This is a genomic window from Gordonia aurantiaca (assembly GCF_039939235.1).
GTDB lineage: Bacteria > Actinomycetota > Actinomycetes > Mycobacteriales > Mycobacteriaceae > Gordonia.
In genome coordinates, this window is the sequence record NZ_JBDUUF010000003.1 from 85,185 (window position 1) to 98,542 (window position 13,358).

12 protein-coding genes are annotated in these 13,358 nt (G+C 69.5%); 6 read left to right on the top strand and 6 right to left on the bottom strand.

Annotated features, from left to right (window positions below):
• Positions 1 to 20: 20 nt before the first annotated feature.
• Entirely contained in the window at positions 21 to 2,177 is a 2,157-nt protein-coding gene (locus tag ABFT43_RS07835) for an FUSC family protein (RefSeq protein ID WP_347959814.1), read from the bottom strand.
• Positions 2,178 to 2,299: 122 nt separating this feature from the next.
• Here ABFT43_RS07835 and ABFT43_RS07840 point away from each other — a divergent pair, with 122 nt between their 5' ends.
• Positions 2,300 to 2,914, top strand: a complete 615-nt coding sequence (locus tag ABFT43_RS07840; RefSeq protein WP_347959815.1) for a Pr6Pr family membrane protein — start codon at positions 2,300 to 2,302, stop codon at positions 2,912 to 2,914.
• Positions 2,915 to 2,924: 10 nt separating this feature from the next.
• Here ABFT43_RS07840 and ABFT43_RS07845 read toward each other — a convergent pair whose 3' ends face one another.
• The 5 genes from ABFT43_RS07845 to ABFT43_RS07865 form a co-directional block, all read right to left on the bottom strand.
• Positions 2,925 to 3,557 carry a TetR/AcrR family transcriptional regulator gene (locus tag ABFT43_RS07845; RefSeq protein WP_347959816.1) on the bottom strand — a complete coding sequence of 211 codons (633 nt, stop codon included), beginning with the start codon at positions 3,555 to 3,557 and terminating at the stop codon, positions 2,925 to 2,927.
• A gap of 14 nt (positions 3,558 to 3,571) precedes the next feature.
• On the bottom strand, positions 3,572 to 4,744 hold the full coding sequence (locus tag ABFT43_RS07850; protein ID WP_347959817.1) for an acyl-CoA dehydrogenase family protein: 1,173 nt from the start codon (positions 4,742 to 4,744) through the stop codon (positions 3,572 to 3,574).
• A gap of 40 nt (positions 4,745 to 4,784) precedes the next feature.
• The gene (locus ABFT43_RS07855) at positions 4,785 to 5,948 is read right to left on the bottom strand and encodes an acyl-CoA dehydrogenase family protein (protein WP_347959818.1); all 1,164 of its coding nucleotides are present in this window, start codon (positions 5,946 to 5,948) and stop codon (positions 4,785 to 4,787) included.
• Positions 5,949 to 6,021: 73 nt separating this feature from the next.
• Positions 6,022 to 6,819, bottom strand: coding sequence for a TIGR03084 family metal-binding protein (locus tag ABFT43_RS07860; protein WP_347959819.1), 798 nt, complete (start codon positions 6,817 to 6,819; stop codon positions 6,022 to 6,024).
• A 90-nt stretch (positions 6,820 to 6,909) separates the two neighbouring features.
• Positions 6,910 to 7,830 (bottom strand): PaaI family thioesterase, encoded by a 921-nt coding sequence (locus ABFT43_RS07865; RefSeq protein ID WP_347959820.1) that lies wholly within the window; start codon positions 7,828 to 7,830, stop codon positions 6,910 to 6,912.
• Positions 7,831 to 7,932: 102 nt separating this feature from the next.
• Here ABFT43_RS07865 and ABFT43_RS07870 point away from each other — a divergent pair, with 102 nt between their 5' ends.
• The 5 genes from ABFT43_RS07870 (at position 7,933) to ABFT43_RS07890 (ending at position 13,271) form a co-directional block, all read left to right on the top strand.
• Positions 7,933 to 8,394, top strand: coding sequence for a hypothetical protein (locus ABFT43_RS07870; protein ID WP_347959821.1), 462 nt, complete (start codon positions 7,933 to 7,935; stop codon positions 8,392 to 8,394).
• Between the two features lie 111 nt (positions 8,395 to 8,505).
• Entirely contained in the window at positions 8,506 to 10,095 is a 1,590-nt protein-coding gene (gene fadD1, locus ABFT43_RS07875; RefSeq protein WP_347959822.1) for a fatty-acid--CoA ligase FadD1, read from the top strand.
• Between the two features lie 26 nt (positions 10,096 to 10,121).
• Entirely contained in the window at positions 10,122 to 11,204 is a 1,083-nt protein-coding gene (locus ABFT43_RS07880; RefSeq protein WP_347959823.1) for a TIGR03857 family LLM class F420-dependent oxidoreductase, read from the top strand.
• On the top strand, positions 11,201 to 12,253 hold the full coding sequence (locus ABFT43_RS07885; protein ID WP_347959824.1) for a phosphotransferase family protein: 1,053 nt from the start codon (positions 11,201 to 11,203) through the stop codon (positions 12,251 to 12,253). Before ABFT43_RS07880 ends, ABFT43_RS07885 begins: the two co-directional genes overlap by 4 nt.
• Before the next feature lie 16 nt (positions 12,254 to 12,269).
• The gene (locus tag ABFT43_RS07890; RefSeq protein ID WP_347959825.1) at positions 12,270 to 13,271 is read left to right on the top strand and encodes an NAD-dependent epimerase/dehydratase family protein; all 1,002 of its coding nucleotides are present in this window, start codon (positions 12,270 to 12,272) and stop codon (positions 13,269 to 13,271) included.
• Positions 13,272 to 13,358 lie beyond the last annotated feature (87 nt).

The following is a 13,358-nucleotide window of genomic DNA, read 5'->3' on the forward strand; positions in this document are numbered from 1 at the left end:
GAGCCGCCGGCTTTCCGCGGTCACCTCCGGCGCGGGAGAATCGGATTCCGATGTTGCGGCACCTCGATCGCCGCCGCCATGCCCCGCACCGCCGCCGTGACCCGGTCGAGTTGCCGCACCGGATCGGGATCGGCGGGTTCGAACACGAGACGGGGTTCGGCCATGGGCATCTCGCCGCCGTGCTCCACGGCCGATCCGACACCGCCGTGCTCCACGGCCGATCCGACACCGCCGTGCTCCACGGCCGATCCGACACCGCCGTGCTCCACGGCCGATCGGACACCGCCGTGCTCGATGACCGGCACCGTGTCGTCGACGGCCTCCCGTAGTTCGGCGAGCGGGTCCCGGTCGTCGGACCGGCCACCGGGAGCCACACCGGTGTCGTCCTGTATCGGCCCCACCACCGACCAGGCGAGTCCGCGTGCCGCGCGGGTCGTCTCGTGCAGATGCGGACGCAGGCGGCGCAACATCGAGCGGTGGGATCGACTGAGCGCGAAGACCGCCGACGTCGCGGCATCGAGAACCGCGGACTCGGCCTCGTCGAGAACCCGGACGGCGTGCAGGATCGCAGACGTGTCGGGTCGCGTGGCGGAGTCGGTGATCGCCTTCGTCGCCGCCTCGGCGAGGTCGACGAGCGCATCGAAGTAGGCGCGCAGTTTGCTGTCGAGGACCGGCGAGGTCGGTGTGCTCAGCACGAGGAACGCCGCGGCCGCGCCGACGACCGCTCCGCACAGGGTCTCCTCGACGCGCCATTCGACGATGTGGCGGTTGAGCACGCCGAGCAGGTCGTAGCTGTTGGTCAGGACGACCGTGATGAACAGGATCGTCCAGGTGTAGGAGACCGCGCCGAGGTAGAAGGCGAAGAAGACCGCGGATACGACGATGACGTACTGGATCACCGGATGTTCACCGATGATCAGCAGCATCGCGATGCCGATCGCCAGTCCGACCACGGTTCCCTTCACCCGCTTCACGGCCTTGGTGAGGATGGCTCCGCGCGTGGCCATCCCGTTGAAGACCATGAAGGCGCTGAGCACCGCCCAGTACCAGCGGCTCGCCGAGATGAGATCGCCGACGACGACCGCCACCGAGCAGGCGACCATGACCTGCAGCGCATAGCGGGTGGTGTCGGGACGGGGCGTCTTCGGTTTCGGTGTTCGGGAAGACGATCCCGACGGCGCCGGCGGCACCATGGTCCGACGGCGATGCCGGACCTCGATCGCGCTCAGATCGGCCGCCGCCGACGCGACCACGCCGAGCGTGGCGACCGTCGCGTCGTGCCCGCCGACCGTCGGCGCCGCGCCCGACGGGGACCGCAGTACGTCTCGGACCCACGACACCGACTGTGCGACGGTGGAATCCGGCCGCCCGGGGGCGGCACCCGCGTCGGCCACGGTCAACGCCGCCTGCTCGCACGACAAGTGCAGCGTCGCGACCCGGAGCGACAGCGTCGCATCGTCGACGTCGGTGTAGCGGGCGGCGTCGTAGTTCTTCTGCCAGACGGCCGTCGCATTCGTCGCGGCCGACAGCCGGGTGATCGCCGCTCCGAGCCGATCCCGGTCCCGTTCCGGTTCGCCGCTCGACTCGACCGCGACGCGCAGCAGGTCGTCGGCGCAGGCGCGCAGGCTGCGCAACAGACTCTCGAGTTCGCGGCCGGGCCGGTCGGGGATCAGCACGAGGCGCACGAGCAGCGCGCTCACCACGGCGACGGCCACCAGGGTCCAGATCACCGGGAGGGCCTCGAGGTCGGCCCGCATGATCACCGCGAAGAAGAACGTGAAGAACCCGAAGAAGCCGAGGGCACTCCCCCGCGGCCCGTAGCGGGTGGTCCACGCCGCGGCCCCGGCGATCACGACGAACGCGATCGCACGCGCGATCGGCCACGGGTGCAGCAGGCACGCGACGAGCGCCGCCGCGCAGCCCGGGACGAGGAGTGCGACGGTCGTGACGATCCTGGCCCGCGCGGTGGTGTCCTTCACCGCGCCCACCGTCGCCCACAGCGACAGGAAACCGGCCGAGATCTCCGCCGCGGCGGGGACATCGGTCACCGTGCGCAGCGCGAGGACCAGCAGTGCGCCGATCGCCATCGCCGACGCACCGCGCGCGGCCTTGCGCAGACGGGCGGCACCGGGATCGTGCGTCGTCAGCAGCGCGGTCAGGGCGAAGGGCAAAGCCATGCCCGAGATCATCCCATCGGCGCTCCCGTTCGTCGCCGGCCGGCGAAGCATGTTCGTGCCACCGTGGCGATGCATCGGCGATGCTGCGACTGCTCCGCGCGACCGGGTGCTTGAATCACCCTGTGACAGCGACCTGGTGGATCCGTGTTCTCCGCATCGCCTTCGCCGCCGTCGGCACCGGTGCCCTGGTCTACCAGGTGATGGTCCGTTGGGGCGACCCCGATTTCACCCTCGGCAACTTCTTCGGCTACTTCACCGTGCTCAGCAACATCGCGGCCGCGGCGGTGCTGCTCGTCGGCGGCCTCATCGCCCCGACGGCGCCCGGGTGGGAGTGGTTCCGCGGCGCGGTCACCACCTGCATGGTGATCACCGGCATCGTGTACGCCCTGCTGCTCGGCGATGTGGACGTGGACGTCACCTACAGCTGGGTCAACGACGTCCTGCACCGCATCATCCCGCTGGTGATGCTCCTGGACTGGGTCATGGTGCGCGCCCGGCGTCTACCCGAACGCAGCTGGCTGACATGGCTGGCGATCCCGCTCGTCTACGGTGTCTACACGCTGATCCGCGGCCCCATTGTCGACTGGTATCCGTACCCGTTCATCGACCCGCGCGATCAGGGTTACGTCTCGATGACCATCTCCTTGATCGTGGTGTTCGTCGGGATGACGCTCATGTCCTTCGGCGTGTACTGGGCGGGCACGAGAGGACGCTCGACGACGACCACGCCGGGCTGACGCCTCGGACTCAGCGCACGCCGTCCGCCCCCAACGCGACGGCGAGCTGTTCGCACCACGTGTCGACGACCTGGGCGCGACGTGCCGAGTCGTCGGTCAGGGTGTCGGCCAGCCCCAGGCCGCGCGCGAAGTCGAGGGTGGCCTGCACGAGCCGGAAGCCCTTCTCGTCGTCGGGCGACACCCCCATCGCCGCCATCGTCCGCTGATGCGCCGCGCGGGCGAACTTCGCCTCGAGCGGAAGGATCAGCTTGCGCAGGGCGGGATCGGACGCCGCGGCCGCCCACACCTGCAGCGCCGCCTTGAACTCCGTGCCGGTGTAGACATCCACGATCCGCCGGACCGCCGCGAGCACCCGCGCGGAGCTCATCGCCTCTCCCGCTTCACCGATCTCGCTGTCCGACGCCACGGTCAGATCCTCGAAGACCTGCTCGAGCGCTGCGGTGATCAGTGCCTCCCGCGTCGGGAAGTGGTGCTGGGCCGCGCCCCTCGACACCCCGGCGCGTTCGGCGACGGCGGCGACGGTGGCCGCGGCCCAGCCGTCGGCCGCGAGGGCGTCGATCGTCGACCGCAGCAGGCGTTCCCGCGTGCGGCGTGAACGTTCCTGCTGCGGTTCGCGGGAGTTCGCGGTGACAGACGTGGACACGCCTCGATCCTGCCTCAGTACGACTTCGGCAGGCCCAGGCTGGTCTGCGCGACGAAGTTGAGGATCATCTCCCGGCTGACCGGGGCCACACGCGCGATGCGGACCAGGCTCAGTAGAGGCGCCAGGCCGTACTCGGTGGTCAGGCCGTTGCCGCCCATCGAGTGCACGGCATGGTCGACGATGTTCTTCGCGGCCTCGGCGGCGGCGTACTTCGCCATGTTCGCCGGCTCGGCGGCGCCCCAGTCGTCACCCGCGTCGTAGAGCGTGGCGGCCTTCTGCATCATCAGCTTGGCCATCTCGAGCTCGATCTTGCCCTGGGCCAGCGGATGGGCGATGGCCTGATGCGCACCGATCGGGGTCTTCCAGACCTGGCGGCTGTTCACGTATTCGACGGCCTTGCCGAGCGCGAACCGGCCCATGCCGATCGCCGACGCCGCAGCCATGATCCGCTCCGGGTTCAGTCCGGCGAACAGTTGGCTCAAGGCAGCGTCCTCGTCGCCGACGAGCGCGTCGGCGGGCAGTCGGACGTCGTCGAGGAAGAGCTGGAACTGCTTCTCCGGGTTCACCAGCTCCATGTCGATCATCGTCCAGGTGAAGTTCTCGGCGTCCGTCGGCACGATGAACAGCGCAGGCTTGAGCTTGCCGGTCTTGGCGTCCTCGGTGCGGGAGACGATCAGCACGGCATCCGCCTGGTCGACACCGGAGATGAACACCTTCTGGCCCGACAGCAGCCAGTCCGAGCCGTCGCGCCGGGCGGTGGTGGTGATGTTGTGCGAGTTGGAACCGGCGTCGGGTTCGGTGATACCGAAGGCCATGGTGATGGAACCGTCGGCGAGACCAGGCAGCCAGCGCTGCTTCTGCTCGTCGGTGCCGAACCGCGCGATGATGTTGCCGCAGATGGCCGGCGAGACCACCAGCATCAGCAGGCCGGTGCCGGTGGCGGCGAGTTCCTCCATGACGATGGCGAGTTCGTACATGCCGGCACCGCCGCCGCCGTACTCCTCGGGCAGGTTGACGCCGATGAAGCCGAGCTTGCCGGCCTCCTGCCAGAGTTCGTCGGTCTTACGTCCCTCGCGGGCGCACTGCTGGAAGTAGTCCTTGCCGTACTTGGCGGCCAGACCTGCCACCGCGGCGCGCAGTTCGGCGCGCTCGGGGGTCTCCACGAAGGGGTTGTCCTGGACGGTCATGTGAATGCGGTCCTCTCGTTGTCTGTGTGCCGTGCGCCGGTCAGGCCTGGTAGCCGAGCCGCTTCGCGGCCAGGCCGGTGAGGATCTCGGTGGTGCCGCCGCCGATGCCGATGATGCGCATGTCGCGATACTGGCGTTCGACCTCGGTGCCGGTCATGTAGCCCAACCCGCCGTGCAGCTGAACGGCCTTGTTGGCCACCCATTCCCCGGTCTCGACCGCGGTGTTCTTGGCGAAGCAGACCTCGGCGATGAGATCGTCGTTCGAGGTGACCTTCCGCTCGACGACGGCGCGGGTGTAGGTGCGGGCGATGTCGATGCGGCGGGCCATCTCGGTGAGCGTGTCCTGCACCGACTGCCGCGCGATGATCGGCTTGCCGAAGGTGTGCCGGTCGCGGGCCCACTGCAGGGTCAGGTCGAGGCAGCGCTGGGCGCTGGCGTAGGCCTGCACCGCGAGCCCGGACCGCTCGGTCACGAACGCCATCGCGATCTGGGCGAAACCGGAGTTCTCCGCGCCCACGAGGTTCTTGACCGGCACACGCGCGTCGACGAACGACAACTCGGCGGTGTCCGAGCAGCGCCAGCCCATCTTGTCGAGCTTGCGGGTGACGGTGAAACCCGGTGTCTCCTTGTCGATCACGAGCAGCGACACACCGCCGGCACCCGGGCCGCCGGTGCGCACCGCGGTGACGACGAAGTCGGCCCGGACACCCGAGGTGATGTAGGTCTTGGAACCGTTGACGACGTAGTGGTCGCCGTCGCGGACGGCCTTGGTGGTCAGGTTGCCGACGTCGCTGCCGCCGCCGGGCTCGGTGATGGCGAGGGAACCGATCTTCTCGCCCGCGAGGGTCGGACGCACCCAGCGGTCGATCTGTTCGGGATCGCCGGCCGCGATGAGATGCGGCAGGGCGATGCCGTGGGTGAACAGGCCGGAGAAGATGCCGCCCGCGGCGCCCGCGTAGTGCAGCTCCTCGGCGAGGATGGTGGTGTCGATGAGGTCACCGCCGGACCCGCCGACCTCTTCCGGGATGCCGAGACCGAAGAGACCGAGCTTGGCGGCCTCGAGGTGGAGCTCACGCGGGATCAGACCCTCGCGCTCCCACTCGTCCTGGTACGGGAGGATGTGCTTCTCGACGAATTTCCGCACGGTGGAACGCAGTTCGAGGCGTTCCGGAGTATCCCAGACGTTCGGGCTGGCAATGGGCACCCGTGGCTCCTTCTTCTCGGTCTTCTCGGTGGGATGTGGGTATCGATGTCGTGTGTGGACGGCCCGGAGGCGTTCAGGCCCCGCGCGGTTCGCGACCGCTGCCGGGCGGGCCGGCGAAACACTGTGCGATCGACGACCATTCGAGGGCGTCGTCGCCGATCAGCTCCAGGCTCAGGTCGGCGCGCGCGCGACGCTGGGTGACCAGCAGACAGAAGTCCAGCGCCGGACCGCGCACGATGTTCGTCGCATCGTCGGGCCCCCAGGTCCAGACCTCGCCCGACGGCGCGGTGAGTTCGACGCGGAACTGCTCTGCGGGCGGGGTCTTGCCGTTGACGATGTAGGCGAAGTCGCGCGTGCGCACACCGATGTGCGCGATGTGCCGCAGCCGATCGGTCGGCAGGACCGTGATCCCGAGCGCGTCGGCGACGTCGAGCCCGTGCGCCCAGGTCTCCATCAGGCGCGCGGTGGCCATCGACGCCGCGGACATCGGCGGCCCGAACCACGGGATCCTCACGCCGTCCGGAACCGCGCGCAGGACGGCCGCGAGTCGGGCGCGCGCCGCGCGCCAGCGGGAGAGGAGCTCGTCCGCCGGGACCCCGGCGCCCGCCTCGGCCGCGTCGTCGACGTAGGTCTCGGGGTTGTTCTGCAGCGCCTCGGTCAGCAGCGCGGTGAACCTCTCGGCGTCGGTGGCCGCGAGCGCCGCGACCTCGTCCGTCCAGGCCAGGTGTGCGACCTGGTGGGCGATGGTCCACCCCTCGGCGGGCGTCGGCGTCGCCCACCCCGTGTCATCGAGATCGGACACGAGGGCATCGAGCTGCTCGGATTCGGTTTCGAGGTCGTCGACGACCTGCTGCACGGCTGCACGGGACATGTCAGCAGCGTCACACACTCTCCGAGAAGAATCAAGCGCGCTTGATTGTTTTTTCCCGACACGATCACCTCGGATGGCGATCGACGCAGGTCAGTGGTAGTGGACGTCCAACGTCGCGCGACTGAGCAACACGTCGTCGTAGGAGGTCATGGTCGCCTCGAACGAGGAGATGCGTCGCCCGGTCTTGATGGGCGTCACCTCGACGGTGACCTCTCCCCCGTCCACGGCGGGCGAGCGGTAGAAGCCGATCGCCATGTCGCCGATCGAGTATTCCTGCCCGGCCCCGGCGTGGAGCTGGCCCGCAAAGGAGCCGGCCTGGCCGACGATCGTCGCGATCACGCCGCCGTGCATGGTGCCGAACATGTTGCCCATCCACCCCTCGGTGAGGGCACGGAAGCGGACACCGGCGTCGCGTTCCGAGGTTCCGTCGAGGATCTCGACGGTGCCGTCGAGCATCTCGGTGAGCGGCCCGGGTTCGCGGACCTTGGTCGCGACCTCCTCGACGATCTCGCGTCCGGTGAGAGCGACCGGGATCGGTTCGGGGAGCCGCACGTCGACCTCGCAGCCCGGCAGCGGCAGACCGATCTCGCCGGAGGGGGTCTCGCCGACCGGGGCACGCCCCACGCGGACGTTGCGGGCGGTGCCGATACATCGCAGTTCGCCTGCGCCGGTGCGGATCGCGACGGTCGTCGACCCCCAGCCCTCGTCGTGCATCATCACCTCGGCGCGCGCCGAGAGGGTGTCGCCGGCCTGCGCGCGCCCGTGCGTCGACAAGGACAGCCGGGCCTGCAGGGTGGCCGCCGACGGATCGCCGTGCACCTGGTGGAACGGGATACCGCCGCAGTGGTCGAAGAGGACCGCAAGCGCCGGCAGCTCGATGAGGCCGCGGTGATCGGCAAAGCGATTGCACAGCACCTGCCCGGCGCGGACGGTACGCTCCGAGACCTCGATGCCACCGACATGAAAGGCGTTCAGGGGATCGCGGGGTTCGGCGTGCTGCCCATGTGTCATGGATCCCCTTCTATCAGCCGGACGCAGCCGACCTCACATTGAGGAGTTCAACATCACTGCCGTAGGCTCGGTTATAAGTGTCCAGAGTGACGGGAGATACACATGGGACGCAAGATCACTGCAGCACTCGGAGCTCTCGCGGCATTCAGCGCGCTCTCCATCGGCGCGGCCTCCGCTCACGCGACGCCGGGTGAGCAACCGCTGAGCGTCGACCAGGTCCCGAACGCCGGCATCACCGTCGGGTCGAACGGCATCAGCGGAGGCTTCGCGGCCTCCATCCTGGCATCGGCCACCGTACCCGGCGTCACCCAGGTCGCGCTGGACACCATGCCCACCGAGGCGTGCGCGACCAACCTGAGAGGCGCCCGGGTCGGCATCTCGTGGACGAACAAGACCACGGGAGCCACCGGCAGCAAGGTGTTCGACGCCTGCAGCGACGGCCGCCCGGCCGACGGCGTGGCCCTCGAGACCGGCGCCGGCAAGGTCGAGTTCACGACGACGATCATCGGCCAGAACGATCAGACCTTCACGGTCGTCCCCGGCAGCGGGTCGTTCACCCGCTGACCAGGCCCCACGGACCTGCCGGGGATGCCGCGGCGTCCCCGGCAGGTCCGCGAGTAGACAATTTCTCAGATCTGTACATACGCCAGGTGAACGCGTTCTAGATTCGGCTGCATGGCCGAGACAGTCACCCAGCTTCTGCAGGCACGCGCCGACGACGACAACCTGGCGATCACCTACGAGGGCCGCACCTGGACGTGGCGCGAATACATCCGTGAGTCGGAGAAGACCGCCGCCGCGATCCTCGGTCTCGCCGACACCTCCCGTCCCATGCACATCGGGACGCTTCTCGGCAACACCCCCGACATGCTCATCGCCCTCGCGGCCGGCGCGCTCGGCGGTTATGTCACCGCCGGCATCAACAACACCCGCCGAGGTGAGGGCCTCGCAGGCGACATCCTCCGCGCCGATTGTCAGATCCTCATCACCGACGCCGAGCACCGGCCGCTCCTCGACGGTCTGGACCTCCCCGGCGTCCGCATCCTCGACACCTCCACGCAGGAATGGGCCGACCTCGTCGCGAATGCCGGTGAGCTGACCCCACATTCGGTGCCCGGCGCGATGGACACCTACATGCTCATCTTCACCTCCGGCACCAGCGGCGACCCCAAGCCGGTCCAGTTCGCGCACATGATGATCCCGTTCGCGGGGCCGGTGCTGGTGGACAAGTACGACATCGGACCCGGCGACGTCTGCTACCTGTCGATGCCGCTGTTCCACAGCGCAGCGCTGATGGGCGGCTACTGCGTCGCCCTGTGCGGCGGCGCCGCCATCGCCCCGGCCAAGTTCTCCGCGTCGACCTTCCTGCACGACATCCGCCGCTACAACGCGACCTACATGAACTACGTGGGCAAGCCCCTCGCCTACATCCTCGCCACCGAGGAGAAGCCCGACGATGCCGACAACCCGCTGCGGGTCGCCTTCGGAAACGAGGCCACCGACCGCGACATCGAGGAGTTCTCACGGCGTTTCGGCTGCACCGTGTGGGACGGCTTCGGCTCCACCGAGCTGGCGATCATCATCACCCGCGAACCCGGTACGCCGCCCGGCTCGATCGGCCGGGGTTTCCCGAACGTCGCGATCTACCACGAGGATCCGCTGGAGGAGTGCCCACCCGCGCGGTTCGACGAGACCGGGGCGCTGCTCAACCCCGACGAGGCCATCGGCGAGCTGGTCAACGTCGAGGGCGGCGGGATGTTCATGGGCTACTACAACAACGAGGAAGCCACCAGAGAGCGCCTGCGCCACGGCATGTACTGGTCCGGCGACCTCGCGTACAAAGATTCCGACGGCTGGATCTACCTGGCCGGGCGCACCGGCGACTGGATGCGCGTCGACGGTGAGAACCTCGCCGCCGGTCCGATCGAGCGCATCCTGCAGCGCATCCCCGAGGTGAACCGGGTCGCCGTCTACGCGGTGCCCGACGAACACGTCGGCGACGCCGTCATGGCCGCCATCGTGCTGCAGGACGACGCCGAGCTCACCCCGGAGCGATTCGCCGAACAGCTTACCGCGCAACCGGATCTGTCACCCAAGGCCTGGCCGACCTACGTCCGCGTCGCCGACGATCTGCCCACCACGGCGACAAACAAGATCCTCAAGCGCGCGCTGAAGGAGGAGGGCCCCACCGCGGGCACCGGGACGCTGTGGGTCCGCGAACCGAGATCGCGGGTGTATCGCGAGACGGTGAGCGCGAGCGCCTGATCCGCGCCGGACGGCAGGCAGATCGTATGGACCGGCTCACCGAACTCGGCTACTACGCCCTCTCGCGCCATCCGGTCACGCCGCGTGAGCTCGCCGCGGAGGCGCGCTTCGCCGACGACCTCGGACTCGGGACGGCGTTCGTGTCCGAGCGGTTCAACGTCAAGGACGCCGCCGCGCTGTGCGGTGCGCTCGCCGGGGCGACCGAGGATCTCGGCATCGCCACCGCCGCGACCAACCACAACACGCGTCATCCGATCATCACCGCGACCATGGGCGCGACGCTCCACGAACTGTCCGGCGGGCGTTTCGCGCTCGGGCTCGGCCGCGGTATAGCGCCGCAGTGGCAGATCCTCGGCGTGCCGCTCGTCAGCGGCGCGGGACTGCGTGACATCACCGGCCTTCTGCGGAGGCTGTGGGCAGGCGAGATGGTCGTGGGACACGACGGGCCGGCCGGCTCGTATCCGCTGCTCGGTCTCGGTGTGACACTCGAGCCCCCACCGCCGGTCCTGCTGGTGACGATGAGCCCTCGGACCCTGGAGCTGGCGGGCGAGATCGCCGACGGCGTCGTGCTGCACACCTACTTCGGCGCCGACGCCACCAGGCGGGCCGTCGAGCACGTCCGGCGCGGAGCCGAACGCGCGGATCGCGACCCGGCGTCGATCCGGATCTGGTCGGTCGTCGCGACCGTCACCGACGACCTCGCCCCGCCCGACCGCGTGCGCCGGCTCCATGGACGGCTGGCCACCTACCTGCAGGGCTATCCCGACCAGCTGATGTGCGCCAACGACTGGGACCCGGCCGATCTCGAACGCATCCGCGCGACAACGGCGTTCGGCAATGCCCGCGGCCCGATCGACGCCACGGCCACCGACGACGAGCTCGCCGAACTCGCCGAGGTGATCCCCGAGGCGTGGGTCGCCGATTCCGCGACGGGTACCCCGGCGGAGTGCGCGCGGGCCATCGCCGGTCAGTTCGATCTCGGCGTGGACTCGGTGATCCTGCACGGCGCCACGCCCACCGAGCTGGCCGGTGTCGTCGAGGCGTATCGCACCATCCGGCCCGCCGCCGCGGCCGGGTTGCCGGTGAATCCCGGAAGGATGTCGCAGTGAGCGAGACGGTCGAGATCCCCACCAGCGTCGAACAACTCACCCCGGCCTGGTTGTCGCGGTTCCTGACCGACAACGGCCACGAGGCGAACATCGCCTCGGTGGACGCCGAAACCGTCGGCACCGGGCAGATGGCGGGCTCCTACCGGCTGCGTCTGCAGTACGACGGCCCGACGGACCTGCCGTCGACGATGGTCGCGAAGCTGGCGACGGGGGCGCCCGAACAGCGCGAGTTCGGATCCGGGGTCTTCCGCAACGAGGTCCGCTTCTACCGCGAGCTGGCAGACGACTTCACCGTCCCCAGACCCGACTGCTATGCCGCGGCGATCTCCGACGCGGGAACCGAATTCGTGCTGCTGCTCGAGGACATCGGCGACGCGCTGCAGGGCGATCAGATCACCGGGTGCTCACCCGCGCAGGCCGAGGCGGTGGCGGTCGCCGCCGCCGGGCTGCACGCCCCGCGCTGGAACGACACCGCGCTGCTGGAACAGATGCCGCTGCCGGGCGAACCCGAGCGCGAGATGATGGAATCCATCCTGGCGCCGATGGCGGACGTCTATCGCGACCGTTTCTCCCCCGACGCCCGCGGTTCGGCGGCCATCGACTGGTTGGTCCGCACCGCCGGCGACTGGCTGGTCGCCCCGCTGGAGAATGCCGCACTCATCCACGGTGACCTGCGGGTCGACAACGTGCTGTTCGGGCCGGGCGGCGCGGTCACCGTGATCGACTGGCAGACCATCACCACCGGCAACCCGTTGCGCGACATCGCCTTCCTGCTCAGCACGAGCCTGACCGTCGAGGACCGCCGCACACACGAGCGGGGCATCGTGGCGTCATATCACCGGGCACTCGTCACCGAGGGCGTGACCGGGTACACCCTCGACCAGTGCTGGGAGGACTACGTCGGCAACCTCGTCCAGGCCCCGCTGATCATCGTGTTCGGTTCCGCCGCCGCACAGCCCACCGAGCGTGGCGACGCGATGTTCGACACGATGTTGTCACGCAGCGCCGCCGCCATCGACGACCTGGTTCCGGGCGGGCTGGGCTCGTGACACCCTCACCGCGCTCATGAAGCTGGTGATCGGCGGCAACGGATTCCTGGGGTCGCGGCTGGTCCGGCAGCTCATCTCCGACGGCGAGGAGGTACGGGTACTCACCCGCGCGACCAGCGATCTGCGCACGTTGGACGGACTCGGCTTCGAGCACGTCACCGGGGACCTCTTCGACGCCGCGGCGGTGCGGTCGGCGATGGAGGGCTGCGACGTCGTGTTCCACTGCGCCGTCGACACCCGTGCGTGGCTGCGGGACCCGGCTCCGCTGTTCCGGACCAACGTCGACGGCCTGCGCGCGGTGCTCGACGTCGCCGCCGGGATGCCGTTGCGGAGGTTCGTGTTCACCAGCAGCGCGGCGACCATCGGGCGGGTCTCGGGACGCCCGGCCACCGAGGAGGACACATTCGACTGGCCGGGGGCGCCCGGCTACGTGAAGAGCCGCGTCGCCGCCGAGGATCTGCTGCTCACCCGCGCCCGGGAGGGAGCGGTTCCCGGGGTCGCGATGTGTGTCGCCAACACCTACGGCCCCGGCGATGTCGGCCCCACTCCACACGGGTCGTTCGTGGCGGGTGCCGCACTCGGGAAGCTGCCGTTCACCATTCGCGGCTGGTGCGCCGAATCGGTGGGCATCGACGACGCCGCTCGGGCCCTGATCCTGGCCGCAGACCACGGGAAGGTGGCCGAGCGCTACATCGTGTCGGACCGGTCCATCGACATGTCCGAGATCACCGCGATCGCCGCCCGGGAGGCGGATCGGCAATCGCCGCGCATGACCCTGAACCGCGCGGCACTCTACGCAATCGGGGCGGCCGGCACGGCGCGGGCCGTCGTGACGCGCAGGCCCGTACAACTGACCGTGCCCTCGGTGCAGTTGATGTTCTTCATGTCCGAGATGGATCATTCGAAGGCCCGGCGAGACCTGGGCTGGACCCCACGTCCGGTCGAGGAGTCCATCGCCGCGGGCGCACGGTGGTGGGTGGAGCGCGCGGCCGCCCGTCGCGCGAAGTCCACCGGCTGACCAGACCCGACCGCCTGACCAAACCGACCGATAGAGCCGACCGACCCAGTGCCGGAACGACGACCCGCACTCTTCCGAGCGCGCCCG